Annotated in this window: 19 protein-coding genes; 7 read left to right on the top strand and 12 right to left on the bottom strand. The window is 58.4% G+C overall.

Features of this window, described 5'->3' with window-relative positions; genetic code table 11:
• Positions 1 to 243 precede the first annotated feature (243 nt).
• The 3 genes from hypF to OGV82_RS04340 form a co-directional block, all read right to left on the bottom strand.
• Positions 244 to 2484 carry a carbamoyltransferase HypF gene (hypF, locus tag OGV82_RS04350; RefSeq protein ID WP_047461691.1) on the bottom strand — a complete coding sequence of 747 codons (2241 nt, stop codon included), beginning with the start codon at positions 2482 to 2484 and terminating at the stop codon, positions 244 to 246.
• Between the two features lie 143 nt (positions 2485 to 2627).
• Positions 2628 to 3173, bottom strand: coding sequence for an electron transport protein HydN (hydN, locus tag OGV82_RS04345; protein WP_024130889.1), 546 nt, complete (start codon positions 3171 to 3173; stop codon positions 2628 to 2630).
• A gap of 154 nt (positions 3174 to 3327) precedes the next feature.
• The gene (locus tag OGV82_RS04340; protein WP_101744113.1) at positions 3328 to 4341 is read right to left on the bottom strand and encodes a LacI family DNA-binding transcriptional regulator; all 1014 of its coding nucleotides are present in this window, start codon (positions 4339 to 4341) and stop codon (positions 3328 to 3330) included.
• A gap of 264 nt (positions 4342 to 4605) precedes the next feature.
• Between OGV82_RS04340 and ascF the strand changes: the two genes are divergently transcribed.
• Complete coding sequence (gene ascF, locus OGV82_RS04335; protein ID WP_047461688.1) at positions 4606 to 6060, top strand: PTS cellobiose/arbutin/salicin transporter subunit IIBC; 1455 nt, start codon at positions 4606 to 4608, stop codon at positions 6058 to 6060.
• Between the two features lie 22 nt (positions 6061 to 6082).
• The gene (locus tag OGV82_RS04330) at positions 6083 to 7507 is read left to right on the top strand and encodes a 6-phospho-beta-glucosidase (RefSeq protein WP_047461686.1); all 1425 of its coding nucleotides are present in this window, start codon (positions 6083 to 6085) and stop codon (positions 7505 to 7507) included.
• Between the two features lie 82 nt (positions 7508 to 7589).
• Here OGV82_RS04330 and hycI read toward each other — a convergent pair whose 3' ends face one another.
• From hycI to hycA, 9 genes are all read right to left on the bottom strand, one after another.
• On the bottom strand, positions 7590 to 8045 hold the full coding sequence (gene hycI / locus OGV82_RS04325) for a hydrogenase maturation peptidase HycI (protein ID WP_047461683.1): 456 nt from the start codon (positions 8043 to 8045) through the stop codon (positions 7590 to 7592).
• Entirely contained in the window at positions 8038 to 8448 is a 411-nt protein-coding gene (locus OGV82_RS04320; protein ID WP_047461681.1) for a formate hydrogenlyase maturation HycH family protein, read from the bottom strand. The genes hycI and OGV82_RS04320 overlap by 8 nt, the downstream gene beginning before the upstream one ends.
• A complete protein-coding gene (gene hycG, locus OGV82_RS04315; protein WP_047461678.1) occupies positions 8445 to 9212 on the bottom strand; it encodes a formate hydrogenlyase subunit HycG in 768 nt (255 codons plus the stop codon). Before hycG ends, OGV82_RS04320 begins: the two co-directional genes overlap by 4 nt.
• Positions 9212 to 9754 (bottom strand): formate hydrogenlyase complex iron-sulfur subunit, encoded by a 543-nt coding sequence (locus tag OGV82_RS04310; RefSeq protein WP_012134831.1) that lies wholly within the window; start codon positions 9752 to 9754, stop codon positions 9212 to 9214. Before OGV82_RS04310 ends, hycG begins: the two co-directional genes overlap by 1 nt.
• A 9-nt stretch (positions 9755 to 9763) precedes the next feature.
• Positions 9764 to 11473 carry a formate hydrogenlyase subunit HycE gene (hycE, locus tag OGV82_RS04305; protein WP_012134832.1) on the bottom strand — a complete coding sequence of 570 codons (1710 nt, stop codon included), beginning with the start codon at positions 11471 to 11473 and terminating at the stop codon, positions 9764 to 9766.
• A gap of 17 nt (positions 11474 to 11490) precedes the next feature.
• A complete protein-coding gene (locus OGV82_RS04300; protein WP_047461674.1) occupies positions 11491 to 12414 on the bottom strand; it encodes a respiratory chain complex I subunit 1 family protein in 924 nt (307 codons plus the stop codon).
• Positions 12415 to 12416: 2 nt separating this feature from the next.
• The gene (gene hycC, locus OGV82_RS04295) at positions 12417 to 14243 is read right to left on the bottom strand and encodes a formate hydrogenlyase subunit 3 (protein ID WP_047461671.1); all 1827 of its coding nucleotides are present in this window, start codon (positions 14241 to 14243) and stop codon (positions 12417 to 12419) included.
• A complete protein-coding gene (gene hycB, locus OGV82_RS04290) occupies positions 14240 to 14851 on the bottom strand; it encodes a formate hydrogenlyase subunit HycB (RefSeq protein ID WP_047461668.1) in 612 nt (203 codons plus the stop codon). Before hycB ends, hycC begins: the two co-directional genes overlap by 4 nt.
• A gap of 146 nt (positions 14852 to 14997) precedes the next feature.
• Positions 14998 to 15459, bottom strand: a complete 462-nt coding sequence (hycA, locus tag OGV82_RS04285) for a formate hydrogenlyase regulator HycA (RefSeq protein WP_047461665.1) — start codon at positions 15457 to 15459, stop codon at positions 14998 to 15000.
• Between the two features lie 209 nt (positions 15460 to 15668).
• Here hycA and hypA point away from each other — a divergent pair, with 209 nt between their 5' ends.
• From hypA to hypE, 5 genes are all read left to right on the top strand, one after another.
• Complete coding sequence (gene hypA, locus OGV82_RS04280) at positions 15669 to 16040, top strand: hydrogenase maturation nickel metallochaperone HypA (protein ID WP_024130894.1); 372 nt, start codon at positions 15669 to 15671, stop codon at positions 16038 to 16040.
• Between the two features lie 102 nt (positions 16041 to 16142).
• Positions 16143 to 17015, top strand: coding sequence for a hydrogenase nickel incorporation protein HypB (gene hypB, locus OGV82_RS04275; protein ID WP_012134839.1), 873 nt, complete (start codon positions 16143 to 16145; stop codon positions 17013 to 17015).
• Positions 17006 to 17278: a hydrogenase 3 maturation protein HypC gene (gene hypC / locus OGV82_RS04270; RefSeq protein WP_047461662.1), complete on the top strand. Its 273-nt coding sequence runs from the start codon at positions 17006 to 17008 to the stop codon at positions 17276 to 17278. The genes hypB and hypC overlap by 10 nt, the downstream gene beginning before the upstream one ends.
• Positions 17278 to 18399 (top strand): hydrogenase formation protein HypD, encoded by a 1122-nt coding sequence (hypD, locus tag OGV82_RS04265; protein WP_047461658.1) that lies wholly within the window; start codon positions 17278 to 17280, stop codon positions 18397 to 18399. Before hypC ends, hypD begins: the two co-directional genes overlap by 1 nt.
• Positions 18396 to 19406, top strand: coding sequence for a hydrogenase expression/formation protein HypE (gene hypE, locus OGV82_RS04260; protein ID WP_047461655.1), 1011 nt, complete (start codon positions 18396 to 18398; stop codon positions 19404 to 19406). The genes hypD and hypE overlap by 4 nt, the downstream gene beginning before the upstream one ends.
• Positions 19407 to 19515: the final 109 nt, after the last annotated feature.

Raw genomic sequence — 19515 nt, 5'->3', positions numbered from 1 at the left:
ATGGCGGCTGACCTGCAAATCATGACCCCGTAGGCCTGATAAGCGCAGCGCCATCAGGCAATGTTCGAACATCTTTGCCGGACGGCGGCGTAAACGCCTGATCCGGCCTACGGGAAGCGCCTGTTTGTACGTCGCCATCCGGCGATACTGCCACTGATTTATTAACCTCACGCACACGGAAGTGCGCTGCTGCTTGTCGGTATGCCCCGACACGTTTCGCCCCGCCAGTCCCGGGGCTTTTTTTTATTTTTGCGCCAGCTCGCGCGCTGCGGCGATCGCTCCCTGCCCTAACGACACTCCCCCATCTCCGGCCGGTAAACGCTGCGGGAACAGTAAGGTAAAATCAGCAAGACAGAACGCCAGACGCCTGCACAGCAAGCGGTTATGCAGCACACCGCCGCCGAATACCAGCGTGGTGATCCCGCGTGCGGTCGCCTCCTGGCGCAGCAGCGCGGCGAACCCATGCGCCAGCGCGTCGTGAAAGGCCCACGCCCGCTCCTCGGGAGCAGCCTGCCAGTTCAGCCACTGCCGCCAGAACGTGGCTAAATCCAGCTGGTTGTTTTTAACCGGCATCGTCACCGGATGTTCAACGCGATTGCATCGCGAAGCCAGCGCCTCCAGCGCACAGGCCGCTTCCCCTTCATAACTGAGCGTGTCAGGCGCGCAGCCTGATGCGGCGGCGACGGCATCGAACAGGCGTCCGCACGACGACGCCAGCGGGGCGTTGATTCCGCGCTCAATGGCCCGCGCCAGCACGTTCCACTGCTGTTGTTGCAGCGCAGCCGTTTCTGGATAGTCCCGCCAGTCAGGAACGAAGCGCAGACACTGCGCCAGCAGGTTGCGCCAGGGCTGCTTCGCGGCGAGATCGCCGCCCGCCAGCGCGACGGCGGGCAGGCCGCCAAGATGCTCGCATTCACGGTAATTAACGCGTAAACACTCTCCGCCCCACAGCGCGCCGCCCTCTCCCATACCAATGCCGTCGAGCGTCAGGGCAATCACATCGCCGCCGTTCAACGGCCAGCCGTGCTCGACCATGCATGCCGCCGCATGCGCATGGTGGTGCAATACCGTTTCGGTCGGAAGCGTCATCTCGCTGGCCCACTGGCTGGAGACGTAGCCCGGATGCGCGTCGCAGACAACGCGTTGCGGCGTAAAATCGTAAATGTTCTGAATCAAACGCAGCGCGTCACGCCACTGCGTTTGAATGCCGTCATCGCTGAGATCCCCCAGATGCTGGCTTACCACCGCCTGCTCGCCGCGCACCAGGCAGAAGGTATTTTTCAGATCGGCGCCCAGACAAAGCATCGGCGGCACATCACGAAATCCCGGCGGCAGCGCGATCGCATCCGGCACATAGCCCCGCGAACGGCGTAGCATTTCGCCGCTGTCACGCACTACCGAGTCATCCATTCGCTGCACGATATCGCGGTTGTGCAACAGAAAACCGTCGGCGATCGCCTTCAGGTCGTCCAGCGCCTGTTGGTTAGTGATGGCTGTCGGTTTACCGCTAAGGTTGCCGGAGGTCATCACCAGCGGACAATTCAGCGCCTGTAAAAGCAGATGCTGGAGCGGATTCGCGGGCAGCATTACCCCCACTTCCGCCAGCCCCGGCGCGATCCCCTCGCACAGCGACGCGACATGCTGTTTATCCACCAGCACGATGGGGGCGGCCGGCGTAGTCAGCAGTCGGCGCGCCGCATCCGGCAAGCCTTCCGCATCCGGCAACATTACCGCCAGCGGTTTCGCAGGGCGGCGTTTACGCGCCCGCAGCATCGCCACCGCCTCATCGTTTTGCGCATCGCAGGCCAGATGAAAGCCGCCAATACCTTTGATGGCGACAATGCCCCCCGCTTTTAACATCGCGACGGCAGCCTGTAGCGCGGCGTCTTTTTCCGCCCGTGCGCTGCCAGAGCGCCACGCCAGATGCGGGCCGCAGGCCGGGCAGGCAACTGGCTGGGCGTGGAAACGGCGGTCGTACGGATCGCGATATTCCGTCGCACACTTCCTGCACAACGGAAACGATGCCATCACGGTAAACGGACGGTCGTAAGGCATCGCACGAATGATCGTAAAACGCGGGCCGCAGTGGGTGCAGTTGATAAAAGGGTAACGGTAGCGCCGCTCGCCGGGCGTATTCATTTCGGCGAGGCAGGCCGGGCATGTGGCCGCATCGGGCACAATTTGCGTATTCATCGTTCCGCCCGCGCTATGGCGGATGGAGAAATCGGCAGGCAGTTGAGACCAGGCAAACGACTCGCTCTCGACGCTGTCAATACGGGCCAGCGGCGGGCAATGCTGATGTAACTGCACAATAAACTCCGCCGGATCTTCCTGTAAGCGCACAACCACACCGTCACCGTCGTTACACACGTCGCCATGCAGTTGTAACCGCTGCGCCAGTTGCCAGACAAAAGGCCGAAAACCAACGCCCTGCACCTTGCCACGAATACGCAACTGTACGCCGGAGTGGTTGTTTATTGTCATGAAGTCGTTCCCGCAGTCATCTATCCCGGTTTGCCTGATGGCGCTACGCTTATCAGGCCTACGGGGATACGAACAGTAGGCCGGATAAGGCAAGGCCGCCATCCGGCATGAATACCACCGTATTTTACGCGGTTTTTCAGGAATCAGAAAAGCAAAGACGCGGAGGAGTCCAGCGCCGCACGGCGACGTTTTTCCGCGCTCAGTTGTTCAAGTTTGTTGCGATCGACGCAAATCAGCGCGTGGGTCGGACAGGCTTCCATACAGGCAGGGCCGGCCTCGCGGTGGTGGCAAAGGTCGCATTTGTTGGCCTCCGCTTTTTCCGCCCGGACGTTCAGACCCGCGCCGCTGTTGCGAATCACCGGACGCACAACCACTTCCATCGCGCCATATGGGCAAGCGACCACGCAGGTTTTACAGCCAATGCAACGCTCCTGCATCACATGTACGAAACCTTTATCACGGCTGATGGCGCCGTTCGGGCAGACGTTGGCGCACGGCGCGTCTTCACACTGGCGGCACAGCGTCGCCGTGGAGACATTCACACCTTTGATCACATGGATGCGGGGTAAGAAAGTTTCAGGGGTCAGCGACGCGCAGTCCTGGTTTTCCTGATGAGACACCACACAGGCCACTTCACAGGTACGGCAACCAATGCATTTATTGGCGTCGGCAATGATGAAACGGTTCATCAAATTCTCCAGCAATGACAGATTATGTGCCGAAACATTCATAAATCGTGCCAGTTTTTAACTGATTGTTATTGCTTGATATTTGATGATGACGTTGTGACCAGGCACTGTCATCGTCACGAATGACGATGACAAATGACAATGTAAAGCGGGATCAGCGGGCAGGCAGCGGCGCTGCCGAATCGCGCAGGATCAGCGCACCGGTAAAGGTTTTTGGCGGCGTAAATTCACCGCCGTCCAGCATGAAGATAAGACGTCCAATCGTCTCCTGAATCATCTCCGTAACCGGAATTTTAACGCTGGAAAGCGCCGGGATGGTATAGGGCGCCATCGCGATGTCGTCGAATCCGATGACCGAGGTCTGCGCAGGCACGCTCATGCCACGCTCGTGTAACTGTTTGATGGCGCCAATCGCCATATCGTCATTACTGGCTACCAGCGCGGTAAAATTCACCTTGCGCGCCAGAAGCGTATCCACCCCTTCAGCACCGCTGGCGGGCGTCCACTTTCCGTTGACAATCAATTCGTTATTGATAGCGATGCCGTGTCGCGTCAATGCGTCTTTATACCCTGAGAGACGCTCCACGCCGGTAGGGGAATCCATCGAACCAGTGATAAACGCAATCTCGCGATGCCCCCCGGCGATCAACTGTTCCACCGCGTTAAAACTGGTCTGCTTCTGGTCGCAATAAACGCAGTGGCTGCTGTTTCTTCGCAGCCGACGGTTAAGCACCATAATGGGCTGGGCGTGTGAGTCGATAATGTCGTCAATCTCATCCACACTAAGAAAACGGGGATAAATCATAATGGCGTCGCAGCGCAGATCGAGCAGATACTGAATCGCCTGACGCTCTTCTTCCGCGCTATGTTTGCCGTCCGCGAGCAGAAGCTGACGCCCCTTATCCTCTGCCATCCGCGCCGTATGAAACAGCAGCTCGCTAAAATAAACGCCGTGGTAAAGGGTGTTCGTCACCACCAGACCGAGGGTCTGCGTTTTCTTCGCCGCCAGACTGCGCGCTAACAAATTGGGTCGATAGCCGCTCTCTTCAATGGCCTGAAACACGCGGTCTTTGGTCTCCTGGCTGACGTAGCCGTTACCTGAAAGCACCCGGGAAACCGTCGCTTTCGACACCCCGGCGCGCTTCGCCACCTCCAGCATCGTCGTCATATTACTCATCCATTAGCACTCAATGACACGCAGTGTACTTCACCGTACCGTTGTTGTCCTTGATGGTAAATCACCGCCCAAAACAACAAGTGATCCTTCTCACAATTATAAAAAATGATCGAATTGTGATCTTGTATCACTCAGTGAAACTATTCATGATTTTGTGGAACCGGTTTCCTATTTTGCGTTTCATTGCCCACGTTTTTTTAGCGAAAAGGCGTAAGACGATAAAACTACCCTATTGATAAAACAGGATAAAATCCGATGTCTAAGAATTATGCGGCACTGGCGCGCTCCGTGGTGACGGCGCTGGGCGGTGTGGATAACATCACTGCCGTGACACACTGCATGACGCGTCTGCGTTTCGTTCTCAAAGATGACGCGCAGGTCGACAGCGCGACGTTGAAAACCCTCAGCGGCGTTCTCGGCGTGGTTCGCAGCGACAACCAGTGTCAGGTGATTATCGGCAACACCGTTTCACAGGCGTATCGCGAAGTCGTCAGTCTGCTGCCAACCGATATGCAGCCCGCAGCGCCCGTCGGCAAACCTAAACTCACCTTTAAACGCATCGGCGCGGGAATACTTGACGCGCTGATCGGCACCATGTCCCCGCTGATCCCGGCGATTATCGGCGGATCGATGCTGAAACTGCTGGCCATGATCCTCGAAATGACGGGGCTGCTGGAAAAAGGCGCCTCCACGCTGACCATCCTGACGGTGATTGGCGACGGCGCGTTCTTCTTCCTGCCGCTGATGGTGGCGGCGTCAGCGGCAATCAAGTTCAAAACGAACATGTCGCTGGCGATTGCCATCGCAGGCGTGCTGGTTCACCCGAGTTTTATCGACCTGATGGCGAAAGCCGCCGAAGGTGAACACGTTGAATTTGCCCTGATCCCGGTGACGGCGGTGAAATACACCTACACGGTGATCCCGGCGCTGGTGATGACGTGGTGTCTTTCATACATCGAACGCTGGGTGGATCGCATTACCCCGGCCGTCACGAAAAACTTCCTGAAACCAATGCTGATCGTCCTGATCGCCGCCCCGCTCGCCATTGTTTTAATCGGCCCAATCGGGATCTGGATCGGTAGCGCCATCTCCGCGCTGGTTTACACCATTCACGGCTATCTGGGCTGGCTTTCCGTCGCCATCATGGGCGCGCTGTGGCCGCTGCTGGTCATGACCGGGATGCACCGCGTCTTTACCCCAACCATCATCCAGACCATTGCTGAAACCGGCAAAGAAGGCATGGTCATGCCGTCTGAAATTGGCGCTAACCTGTCGCTGGGCGGTTCCTCTCTGGCCGTCGCATGGAAAACCAAAAACCCGGAACTGCGCCAGACGGCGCTTGCCGCCGCCGCTTCCGCAATTATGGCGGGGATCTCCGAACCGGCGCTGTACGGCGTGGCGGTACGTCTGAAGCGTCCGCTGATTGCGAGCCTGATCAGCGGCTTTATCTGCGGCGCGGTGGCAGGTATGGCCGGGCTTGCCAGCCACTCGATGGCAGCGCCGGGCCTGTTCACCAGCGTCCAGTTCTTCGACCCGGCGAACCCGATGACCATCGCCTGGGTGTTTGGCGTGATGGCGCTGGCCGTGGTGCTATCTTTTGTTCTGACGCTGCTCCTCGGCTTTGAAGATATCCCCGTGGAAGACGCAGCCGCACAGGCAAGAAAAAACCAGACCGCGCAACCGACTACTGCAAAAGAAGCCAGCATCTGACTGGCGCATATTGAGGATGACTATGTCTGTATTTCCGCAAGGATTTTTATGGGGCGGCGCACTGGCCGCCAACCAGTCTGAAGGGGCATACCGGGAAGGCGGCAAAGGGCTGAGCACCGTCGATATGATCCCGCACGGCGAGCACCGTATGCCGGTCAAACTGGGGCTGGAGAAACGCTTTCAACTGCGGGATGACGAATTTTATCCTAGCCATGACGCGATTGATTTTTACCATCGCTATAAAGACGATATCGCCCTGATGGCGGAGATGGGCTTCACGGTGTTTCGCACCTCGATCGCCTGGAGCCGTCTCTACCCTGACGGCGATGAGCTGACGCCGAACGAAGAAGGCATCGCGTTTTATCGCGCGGTGTTTGAAGAGTGTAAAAAGTACGGTATTGAGCCGCTGGTCACGCTGTGCCACTTCGATGTGCCGATGCATCTGGTGACGGAGTACGGCTCCTGGCGCAATCGCAAAATGGTGGAATTCTTTACCCGCTACGCGCGAACCTGCTTTGAAGCCTTTGACGGTCTGGTGAAATACTGGCTGACGTTCAACGAAATCAACATCATGCTGCACAGCCCATTCTCCGGCGCGGGCCTGGTGTTTGAGGAAGGTGAAAATCAGGATCAGGTGAAGTATCAGGCCGCGCATCACGAGCTGATTGCCAGCGCGCTGGCGACCCAAATCGCCCATGAGGTCAACCCGCAAAACCAGGTCGGCTGTATGCTGGCGGGGGGCAATTTTTATCCGTACTCCTGTAAACCGCAGGACGTCTGGACCGCGCTGGAGAAAGACCGCGAAAACTTGTTCTTTATTGATGTGCAGGCGCGCGGCGCTTACCCGACCTATTCCGCCCGCGTTTTTCGCGAGAAAGGCGTGGTGATTGAAAAAGCCCCGGAAGACGACGCTATCCTGAAGAACACCGTCGATTTCGTCTCGTTTAGCTACTACGCGTCACGCTGCGCCTCAGCGGAGATGAACGCTAATAACACCAACGCCGCCAACGTGGTGAAATCGCTGCGCAATCCGCACCTTGACGTCAGCGAATGGGGCTGGGGGATTGACCCGCTTGGTCTGCGCATCACCATGAATATGATGTATGACCGCTACCAGAAGCCGCTGTTTCTGGTGGAAAACGGCCTCGGCGCGAAAGATGAGCCGGACGCGAAAGGTGAGATTCATGATGATTACCGCATCCGCTACCTGCGTGAGCATATTCGGGCGATGGCCGACGCCATTGAAGACGGCGTGCCGCTGATGGGTTACACCACCTGGGGCTGCATCGATCTGGTGTCCGCCTCGACAGGCGAAATGAGCAAACGCTACGGGTTTGTGTATGTCGACCGTGACGACGCTGGCAACGGCACGCTGGCGCGTACCCGCAAAAAATCATTCTGGTGGTACAAGAAAGTGATTGCGAGTAACGGGGAAGATCTGGCGTAGCCCGTTTTGCCGGGTGGCGGCTTCGCCTTACCCGGCCTACAAAACCGTAGGCCCGGTAAGCGTAGCGCCACCGGGCACCCGCTCAGAGCGGAGAAAATCCCCCATCGCCAACCCACTCTGCAAGCCTTGAATAAACCACTTCCACCGCCTCTTTCACCGGCGGCGTCATCGGATAATAAAAGCCAACGATATCCGGCTGGATGCCGAGGAAAATCACGTCGCCAACGTCCTCTTTCAGCTGATCCACCAGGTAATTCAACGGCATATTGTGGGTGGTCATCATAAACATTTCGGCGATGTCATCCGGGTCGATGATGCGGATCTCGCCCGGATTCAGCCCCATGTCGGTCGCATCGACAATCAGCAGACGATCCGGGCGCAGTTCGCGGATCGCGACAATATCGTTCTCCGGCGCGCTGCCGCCGTCAATAACAACCCAGTTGCCTTTAGGCTGCGCGGCGCACATCTCGGCCAGCAGCGGCCCGGCGCCGTCATCGCCCATCATACTGTTGCCGACGCACAATAAAACGTCAGTCACGGTGTCTCCTCACCATCAGATAGATGGCGCTTTCCTGATGAATATCGTGGAGCATACTCAGCATCAGCTTGCTCCACGCCTGCTGTTGTGGGTTTTGCGCAGCGAGCGCGCCGTCGAAAGCGCGCGCCAGCATTTGCACATGGTTAAAATCGATGACGATCTCGCCGTACTTCGGCACGCCTTCCATTTTACGTCTGGCCTCGCTTCCCTCTTCCAGAGTCGCAATCCACGCCAGATAGTCCTCCCACGGGCAGGTTAACGCCGCTTCCAGGCAGTCGATGACCCCAAGGTGGTGGCCAATCGCCAGGCTGTAATAGACAACCTGCTGCGCCTCGGCGGGCGTCGCATCGTTCTCATCAATAAACTTACGGCTCAGTTGACTGAACACCACCGTTTCACTCATCGGATACGCGCCTCTTCAACCACATGATTCAGGTGAGTGACAATCTCGGTCAGACGCGGATCGTTTTCCACTTCCAGCCAGCGCGCCACCTGATGTTCACCCTGCCCCAGTTGGGTCAGGTAATCATCGGCGATCTGACGGCCATAGCGATAACCCGCCAGACGACGCGCCGCGCGATCCACCTTCACGCGCAGCGGCTGCACCATGTCGGGATGCAGAATCTCTGCCGCCTGCTCGTCCAGTTCACCCGGCGCGCGGGCGTGAATTTTCTGCTCCAGCAAACCCAGCGCCATCGCAAAACCGTACAACGTTGCCGCAGGCGTCGGCGGGCAGCCCGGAATGTAGACATCCACCGGTACGATTTTGTCGGTGCCGCCCCAGACGCAGTACAGGTCGTGGAAGATACCGCCGCTGTTGCCGCAGGCGCCGTAAGAGATACAGATTTTTGGGTCCGGCGCGGACTGCCAGGCGCGCAGCGCCGGAGAACGCATCGCGCGCGTCACCGCCCCGGTGAACAGCAGAATATCCGCATGACGCGGTGACGGGACGACTTTGATGCCAAAACGTTCGGCGTCAAACAGCGGAGAAAGGGTGGCAAAAATTTCGATTTCGCAGCCGTTGCAGCCACCGCAGTCCACGCGGTAGACATACGCCGAACGCTTAATGTTTTTCAGCAAAGACGCCTTCATGCTGGCGATGGATTCATCCACCGTCATCGGCAGCGGAATGCCGTTGGCGTCGCGTGGGCCTAATAAATTGCTCATCAGCTGGCCTCTTTCATATGGCGAGTCAGTTCAATACGGTCGGACGGCACCAGGCATTTCTGACGCTTGCAGTCCGGGCAGGTCTCAAAGCTTTCACGGTGATGTTCCGCGCGGCTGTCGCCATTGTGTTTCAGCAGCGCGATGGCGTAATCAATCTCTTTCTGCACCGCGAAAGGACGGTTGCACACGCGGCAATTGCACAGCGTAAAGCGGGACTGTTGCAGAAAGTCCGCTTTCTTCCACACCGCCAACTCATACTCCTGCGAGAGTTTAATCGCCGCTGTCGGGCACACTTCTTCACAGCGGGCGCAAAAGATGCAACGCCCGAGGTTGAACTGCCAGGCCAGCTCGCCGGTAACAAGGCAGGTTTCAACCGTCAGCGCATTCGACGGGCAGGCATTGACGCAGGCTGCGCAGCCAATGCACTGCTGCGGGTTATGCTCCGGTTTGCCACGGAAGTTTTTATCGACCGCAATCGGCTCCAGCGGATACGACGACGTCGGCGCGCCGGTTTTGATAACTTTTTTGATAAAGGTAAACATGGCGATTCCTTATTTCAGCGGCGAGTTTTTACGCTCAATGCTGTAGCGCTCAAGTTCTTTGTACGGCACGACTTTGCTCTTCTTCTTACGCACATCCACCACGGTCATGCGGTCGGTACAGGAGTAGCAAGGGTCGAGGCTACCGATGATCAGCGGCGCGTCGGAGACCGTGTTACCGCGCAGCATATAACGCAAGGTCGGCCAGTTGGCGTAGGTCGCCGCACGGCAGCGCCAGCGGTACAGCTTCTGGTTGTCGCCGGTCATGCTCCAGTGGATGTCATCCCCGCGCGGCGCTTCGGCAAAGCCCAGCGCAAAACGGTGTGGGATATAGGTAAAGCCTTCCACCATCAGCGGGCCGCCCGGCAGGTTGTCCAGGCCGAAATCGATCATGTTCAGCGCGGTGTACACTTCGTTGATGCGCACTTTCAGACGGGAAATGACGTCACAGCCCTGCTCGCTATGCACTTCCATCGGCAGCAGGCCGTAACCGACAAACGGGTGATCGGCGCGGGTATCGCGCGCGTGACCGCTGGCGCGCACCATCGGCCCCACGTTACTGAAGTCGCGGGCGATTTCCGGGTCGAGGCGCCCAATGCCGACGGTGCGCTGCTCCATGTTCGGCGTGCTGAGCAGCATATCCACCAGTTCTTGCACCTCGCGGCGCATCTGCTGCGCCAGTTGACGGGTCTGGATCATGTCCTCTTTCAGCAGATCGCGACGAATCCCGCCGATCAGGTTCAGACCGTAGGTTTTACGCGCCCCGGTAAGGATCTCCGCCATCTTCATCGACGTTTCACGCACGCGGAAGAACTGCATAAAGCCGGAGTCAAAACCGGTAAAGTGGCAGGCCAGGCCGAGGTTCAGCAGGTGTGAATGCAGGCGCTCCACCTCCAGCAGAATGGCGCGAATCATCTGCGCGCGTTCCGGCACCACGATGCCCATCGCATTCTCGACGGAGGTGGTATAGGCGGTGCTGTGAGCAAAGCCGCAAATGCCGCACACGCGATCCGACAGGAAGGTGACTTCGTTGTAGCCCATGCGGGTTTCCGCCAGTTTCTCCATGCCGCGATGGACGTAGAACAGGCGGTAATCGGCGTCGATAATGTTTTCGCCGTCAACAAACAGGCGGAAGTGACCCGGTTCATCAGAGGTGACGTGCAGCGGGCCGATCGGCACCACGTTGTTTTTCTTGTCACCCAGCTCGTTGATAAATTCGTAGGTTTCGGCATCGGTGGTCGGCGCCGGACGTTGACGGTAATCCATGCTGTCTTTACGCAGCGGATAGAGTTCATCCGGCCAGTCATCCGGCAGCACCAGGCGGCGTTCGTCAGGCAGGCCGACCGGAATTAAACCGTACATGTCGCGCACTTCACGTTCGCCCCACACCGCAGCAGGCACGCGCGGCGTCACGGACGGGAACTCCAGTTTGTTGGCATCGACTTCAACGCGCACGGTAATCCAGCACTTCGTCCCCTGCTCCATCGACAACACGTAGTAAACAGCATAGTGACCGCACAGCTGGCGTTCGTCGTTGCCAAACAGTACCGAGAGCCATCCGCCCTGTTTGTAGTAGAGAAACTCCACCACTTCCGGCAGGTAGTTCACCTTCACGGTGAGGGTCAGCTGATCTTTGGTCTGCCAGGCTTCGTCCAGCACCACGCCCGGAAAAGCCTGGTGCAGCGCCGCAAGGTATTGTTGACCTAATTTTTCTTCAGACATGCTCAAACTCTCTTAAATCACGCCACCAGCAAGGAGACGAATGCTAAAAACGCAAACCCAAAACCGGCCCAGGTCACGCGTGAAGTGGCGCAAAAACGCAGGCGCGCCATGCTGTTTTCGAACAGGGCAATCACCAGTACGCCAGCGATCAGCTTGACGATGGCAATCACCAGCGCCAGCACCAGCCCACCCGCGCTGAAGGTCTCCATCTGTCCCCACGGCAGGAATACGCCGACAAACATTTGCAGCACCACCAGCTGTTTCAGGCTGATGCCCCACTTCAGCACCGCGAAGCCGCTGCCGCTGTATTCGGTCAGCGGGCCTTCCTGCAACTCCTGCTCCGCTTCCGCCAGATCGAACGGCAGTTTGCCCATCTCGATAAAGGTGGCGAACGCGCAGGCGCACAGCGCCAGCATCAGCGGAATGCTGCGCGCTGCCGGCCAATGGTAAATCGTGTCGGTGATATTGCTGATGTGCGTGGAACCGGCCACCTGCGCCGCCACCCACAGGCCGAGCAGCAGGATTGGCTCCACCAGTACGCCGAGCATCGCTTCACGGCTTGCGCCGATCGCGGTAAACGGACTCCCGGTATCCAGACCGGCAATAGAGAAGAAGAAGCGGGCGATCGCAAAAAGGTAGATCAGGGTGATCAGATCGCCCAACTGCGGCAACGGCGAACCAACCGTCACCACCGGCAGCGCGGTCGCGATAGTCAGCATGACGCCGACCATCACAAACGGCGTCAGGCGAAAGACCCAGCCGGAATCGGCAGGCGCAACGCTCTGGCGCCCCAACAGCTTGATCAGGTCGCGATACTCCTGCAAAACGCCCGGCCCGCGACGATTGTGCAACCGGGCACGCGCCACGCGGGTAATACCGGACAGCAGCGGCGCTGCGGCGAATAACACCAGCGCCTGAATTAACGGATATAACACACTCATTCTCAGGCTCCTCGTGAAACCACAATCACCACCAGCACCGCCAGCTCAATCAGCGCCAGGCGGCGGAACAGAACCGGTGCCGCCGCATTCTGCCAGCCCGGAACCAGCGATACCGGGTTAAGCCATTTACGCAGCTTGAGTACCGGGGCAAAGGCCTCTTTCACCGGCATGGCGAAACCGTGGGCGGTAATCACCATCGACTGCTCGTGGTCGTAGCCACAGACCCAGGCCGCGCCGCGTGAACGCGACGGCAGACGGTTGCCTTTGAAAATCGCCATGATGATGAACGGCAGCAGCGGACAGGCGATCAGCAGCAGCGCAATCATCGGCTGAGAAACGGTGGTATTCGCCGTCTCCAGCGGCAGAGGCACGGCAGCGGAGATCAGCGGCAGCAGCCACGGCGCGGCAACGCCGCCCAGCACGCAGCAAATGGCCAGCGCGACGACGCTCACCCCCATCAGGATTGGCGCACAGCAGGCGTTTTCCGCCTCTTTGGTACGCGGCGCGCCGAGGAACGTAACGCCATAGACTTTCGCCATACACATCACCGCCAGCGCACCGGTAATCGCCAGCCCGACGGCCAGCAACGGCCCTAACAGACGGCCAATGAACGCGCCGCTGTTGCCCAGCTTGAAGAAGGACTGATAGATAACCCACTCACCGGCAAACCCGTTCAGCGGCGGCAGCGCGGCCATCGCCATCAGGCCAATCAACATCGCGACAGAAATCACCGGCATACGTTTACCAATACCGCCCAGTTTTTCGATGTCGCGGTGCCCGGTACGGAACCAAATGCTGCCCGCGCCCAAAAACAGCACGCTTTTGAACAGGCTATGGTTGACCAGATGATAGAGACCGCCGGTCAGGCCGAGCGCAATCAGCGCCGGTTGATTAAGGGCAATACCGGTGACGCCCGCGCCCAGACCGAGCAGGATAATGCCGATGTTTTCCAGGGTGTGGTACGCCAGCAGGCGCTGAATGTTATGTTCCATCAGCGCATATAAACCGCCGACGAATGCGGTGATCATGCCGAGCACCAGCAGCAGAACGCCCCACCACAGCGGCGCATTGCCGCCAATCAGCGATAAAGAGAGAATGCCCAGCAGACCCATTTTCATCACCACGGTAGAGAACAGGGCCGCCGCCGGCGCGCTGGCGTTGGCGTGCGCCTGCGGCACCCAACCGTGCAGCGGGATAATCCCGGCCAGCAGACCAAAACCGACTACGCCGAGCAGCCAGATGTCAGAACCGAGCGGCAACGCCTGGGCGCGCAGATCGAGCAGACGCAGTTCCAGCGTGCCGTAACGCTGCCACACCAGCCAGCAGGCGACAGCCAGCAGCAGCGTACCGATACGCCCCAGCGCAAACCACAGTTTGCCCTCTTTGCTGCAACCGGTAAGAAACACCGCGCACAGCGCCATGATTTCCGCCATCACCACCAGCGTGCCGAGATTGCTGGCGACGACCGCGCAAACTGCCGCCGCCATCAGCAGGTTTACCAGCAGCCCGTTGGCTAACACCAGCGGGTGACGATGCCAGTCGATGTTGTACAGGCTGACGAACAGCCCGCACAGCCCCAGCGTAATCAACCAGATGGCGTTCAGCGGGGTGATTTGTAAACCATGACCGATCAACGGCATCACGCCGCTGACCGCTGTCGCATTCACCAGGACGGAAAAACCCGCCGCCGCGGTATACAGACTGCCAACCGCGCCGCCGACACCGGCGACCCAGCCGCTCAGCGCTTTATGAAAGGAAAACAGAAATGCCAGTACGGCCGCCGCCGCGAACCAGGCCACACCGCTATTGATCAGTGAAATTGCGTTCATTTTGCCTCCCCACTTTGCGCCTGCTGAAACAAGGTGAGATCGCCAAAATCGGTGTTGAAGGTCAGCTCACGTTTGCGCTTGCTGGCGCGGGCGATATCCATGTTATTCACCAGGTGTAACGCGTTGGTCGGACACATCCGCACGCAGGCCGGGCCTTGTTCGTCGAAGCTGCACAGATCGCATTTGACCGCGATGGCGCGCACGCCCGGCACCCAGTCCAGCAGAGTACTGACGCGTGCCGGCGCGGGAGGCGCCGGCGGGGCTTTCGGTGAATTGGCATTCGCCGGAATATGCAGCGGACGGCTGCCGGAAAATTCAATCGCGCCGAACGGGCAGGCAATGCCACACAGCTTGCAGCTTACGCACAGGCTTTCATTCAGCTGTACGGCGCCGTCTACCCGATTGATGGCATTCACCGGGCACACCACGGCACAGGGCGCATCTTCACAGTGGTGACACAGCTGCGGCGCGGATTCTTTTTCATTGAGCATCACTTTCAGCCGCGGCATTGATTGCAGGCCGTGCTGGCGATGCGTCTCTGAACAGGCTGCTTCACAGGTGTGGCAGCCAATACAGAGCGTGGAGTCAGCAATTACAAAACGATTCACCAGGCATTCCTCAGGTGATAGTCATTTTTGACGAAAACATGTCTGAAAAATGTCATTTTCGACACTTATCGACATTCCCATCCCCTCAAACATTCATATGCAGCGTGAAGCGCACGCCGCGAGTAACAACGGGCAGCGCCTCGTGCTTATGCCGCCGGGCTATTTCCCTTTACCAGTTGACGTAAATTCACCGGGCGATTGTTTTCCACGGCGGTGTACAGGCTGTCGTAAACGCTGGCGATTTTTTCGAGATAGTGCTCCAGCACCTGCTCGCGATCGCGGTTACTGACCTTCTCATCAACGAGGCCGTCAATGGTCAATTGCGCTTGTGCAATCAACTGCTTATCTTCACCGTCTTTGGTTTCGACGTAATACTCGATGGTGTGGCTGTTAAAACCGTCCGCCAGGGTGACGTAAATCGTGAAGTGCTCGAAAAGCACAAAGCACAGATCTTTGTCCGGCGCACAGCTCATGGCGTGATGCAGACGCGCTTTTGATAAGGTGATCCCCTGAACCAGTGAGTTGCAGTAGGTTCGCCACTGGTCCAGCAGGCGATGATGCCGCTGCGCGATGTAATCAGCCTTTTCGCTTATTTCCCAAATAGTCATGTCAGGTTACCCGGTTAGCAGAGATAGCCAGCCTTAAGCATTTTCCATGCCAGTTTTTAAATCTTTATTTTTCATGACGATACAAAAACAGCCATCACGTTCGACGCCGTGACGACATGTCATTTCGTCATCGTCGTCATTGTCACGAGCAAGGGAAAAATAACTGGCATATTTATTGCTTATTCAGGGCAATGAATTCGGGAGGCGATATGCACGAAATAACTCTCTGCCAACGGGCACTGGAATTAATTGAACAACAGGCCGCAGCGCACGGTGCAAAACGGGTAACTGGGGTCTGGCTCAAAATTGGCGCATTTTCTTGCGTAGAAACCAGCGCTCTCGCCTTTTGTTTTGATCTGGTATGCCGTGGCACCCTGGCGGAAGGTTGTAAACTCCACCTCGAAGAACAAGAAGCCGAATGCTGGTGCGAGTCTTGTCAGCAGTACGTCACGTTACTGACGCAGCGCGTGCGCCGTTGCCCGCAATGCCAGAGCGACACGTTACGCATTGTGGCCGATGACGGGTTGCAGATTCGCCGAATTGAAATAGACAGTAATCCAACGCCGGATAGCGACGCCTGAGCGTCTTATCCGGCCGACAGGAATGGCCTGAGTTGTAGGCTGCATAAGCAAAGCCGCCATCCGGCAATAGATTTACCGCAAGATAGAGATCAGGAGTGAGCGATGTGTACGACATGCGGTTGCGGTGAAGGCAACCTTTATATAGAGGGAGATGAGCATAATCCCCATTCGGCGTTTCGTAGCGCGCCTTTTGCCCCGGCGGCTCGCCCGGCGCTGAACATCACCGGCGTGAAGACATCCGCCTTTACCCCGAGCCAGACCGCCGAAGGCGATCTGCACTACGGTCACGGTGAAGCGGGAACCCATGCGCCGGGTATGAGCCAGCGCCGGATGCTGGAAGTCGAAATTGACGTGCTGGACAAAAACAACCGTCTGGCCGAGCGCAACCGCGCCCGCTTCGCCGCCCGCCAGCATCTGGTGCTCAACCTTGTCTCCAGCCCCGGTTCCGGTAAAACCACCCTGCTGACCGAAACGCTGATGAAGTTAAAAGACAGTGTGCCGTGCGCGGTGATTGAAGGCGACCAGCAGACGGTCAACGACGCCGCCCGCATCCGCGCGACCGGTACGCCCGCTATTCAGGTCAACACCGGCAAAGGCTGCCATCTTGATGCGCAAATGATTGCCGATGCCGCTCCGCGTCTGCCGCTGGCCGACAACGGTATTCTGTTTATCGAAAACGTCGGCAACCTTGTCTGCCCGGCCAGCTTTGACCTCGGCGAGCGCCATAAAGTGGCAGTGCTTTCCGTTACGGAAGGCGAAGACAAGCCGCTGAAATACCCGCATATGTTCGCCGCCGCTTCGCTCATGCTCCTGAACAAAGTCGATCTGCTGCCGTACCTCAATTTTGACGTTGAGAAGTGCATCGCCAGCGCCCGGGAAGTCAATCCTGACATTGAGATCATCCTCATCTCCGCCACCAGCGGCGAAGGGATGGATCGGTGGCTGAACTGGCTGGAGGCACAGCGATGTGCATAGGCGTTCCGGGGCAAATTCGCTCCATTGACGGCAATCAGGCGAAAGTCGATGTCTGCGGCATCCAGCGCGATGTCGACCTGACGCTGGTTGGCAGTTGCGATGAGAGCGGTGAGCCGCGTCTGGGCCAGTGGGTGCTGGTTCACGTTGGTTTTGCCATGAGTGTGATTAACGAAGCGGAAGCGCGCGACACCCTCGACGCGCTGCAAAACATGTTTGATGTCGAACCGGACGTCGGCGCTTTGTTATATGGCGAGGAAAAATAATGCGTTTTGTTGACGAATATCGCGCACCGGAACAGGTGATGCAGTTGATTGATCACCTGCGTGAACGTGCCGCGCATCTCCCTTATACCGCCGAACGTCCGCTGCGCATCATGGAAGTGTGCGGCGGTCATACGCATGCCATCTTCAAGTTCGGCCTCGACCAGCTGCTGCCCGACAACGTGGAGTTTATCCACGGCCCCGGTTGCCCTGTCTGCGTGCTGCCGATGGGCAGAATTGACAGCTGCGTGGAGATCGCCAGCCATCCTGAGGTGATTTTCTGCACCTTTGGCGATGCCATACGCGTACCGGGGAAACAGGGTTCGCTATTGCAGGCCAAAGCCCGTGGCGCAGATATCCGCATTGTTTATTCGCCAATGGATGCCCTGAAACTGGCGCAGGAAAACCCAACGCGCAAAGTCGTTTTCTTCGGTCTGGGATTTGAAACCACCATGCCGACCACCGCCATCACGCTGCAACAGGCGAAGCTTCGCAACGTGCAGAACTTTTACTTTTTCTGCCAGCACATCACGCTTATTCCAACGCTGCGCAGCCTGCTGGAGCAGCCGGATAACGGAATTGACGCGTTTCTCGCACCGGGTCACGTCAGCATGGTGATCGGCACCGACGCCTATAGCTTCATCGCGACGGATTTCCATCGTCCTCTGGTGGTGGCGGGATTCGAACCGCTTGATCTACTGCAAGGCGTCGTCATGCTGGTTGAGCAGAAAATAGCCTCCCATAGCCAGGTTGAGAACCAGTACCGTCGCGTGGTGCCGGATGCCGGTAATCTACTGGCGCAACAGGCTATCGCCGAGGTGTTTTACGTCAACGGCGACAGCGAATGGCGCGGGCTGGGCGTGATTGAATCGTCTGGTGTCCACCTGACGCCAGACTACCAGCGGTTTGACGCCGAAGCGCACTTCCGCCCGGCGCCGCAACAGGTGTGCGACGATCCGCGTGCGCGCTGCGGAGAAGTGCTCACCGGCAAGTGCAAACCGCACCAGTGCCCGTTGTTTGGCACGACCTGTAACCCGCAGACGGCGTTCGGCGCGTTAATGGTCTCCTCCGAGGGGGCATGCGCCGCCTGGTATCAATATCGTCAGCAGGAGTGTGAAGCATGAACAGCGTACAACTTGCCCACGGCAGCGGCGGTCTGGCCATGCAGCAGCTGATTAACAGCCTGTTTATGGAGGCTTTTGCCAACCCGTGGCTGGCTGAGCAGGAAGATCAGGCGCGTCTTGAACTGGCGCAACTGGCGGCGGAAGGCGATCGCCTGGCCTTCTCCACCGACAGCTATGTTATTGACCCGCTGTTTTTCCCCGGCGGCAATATCGGCAAACTGGCGATTTGCGGCACGGCCAACGACGTGGCGGTCAGCGGCGCAATCCCGCGTTATCTCTCCTGCGGCTTTATCCTCGAAGAAGGTCTGCCGATGGAGACGCTGAAAAGCGTGGTGAACAGCATGGCGGCAACCGCGCGCGAAGCCGGTATCGCCATTGTGACCGGTGATACCAAAGTCGTTCAGCGCGGCGCGGCGGATAAGCTGTTCATCAACACCGCCGGGATGGGGGCGATTCCCGCCAATATTCACTGGGGGGCGCAGACATTAAGCGTGGGAGATGTGCTGCTGGTCAGCGGCACGCTCGGCGATCATGGCGCAACGATCCTCAATTTGCGTGAACAACTGGGGCTGGATGGCGAGCTGGTCAGCGACTGCGCGGTATTAACCCCACTTATTCAGACGCTGCGCGATATTCCAGGCGTGAAAGCCTTACGCGATGCGACGCGCGGCGGCGTGAATGCTGTCGCCCATGAGTTTGCCGCCGCCTGCGGCTTCGGTATTGAGTTGTCCGAATCCGCGCTGCCGGTCAAACCGGCGGTGCGCGGCGTCTGCGAACTGCTGGGGCTGGATGCGCTTAACTTTGCCAATGAAGGCAAACTGGTGATCGCCGTTGAGCGCCAGGCCGCAGACGCGGTGCTTGACGCGCTGCGCGCGCACCCGCTGGGCCGCGATGCGGCGCCGATCGGCGAGGTAGTTGAACGCAGAGGCGTTCGCCTGGCCGGTCTGTATGGCGTGAAACGTACCCTTGATTTACCCCACGCCGAACCGTTGCCGCGTATATGCTAGCGCCTGATGGCGCTGTGCTTATCAGGCCTACGGTTCGACGCAGTTTGTTGGCCGGATAAGGCGTTTACGCTGCCATCCGGCAAAGGCGCCTGATGGCGCTATGCTTATC

Origin of the sequence: Citrobacter sp. CK191 (genome assembly GCF_030333435.1) — a bacterium.
GTDB lineage: Bacteria > Pseudomonadota > Gammaproteobacteria > Enterobacterales > Enterobacteriaceae > Citrobacter_B > Citrobacter_B koseri.
This window is presented reverse-complemented; position numbering and strand designations above follow the sequence as displayed.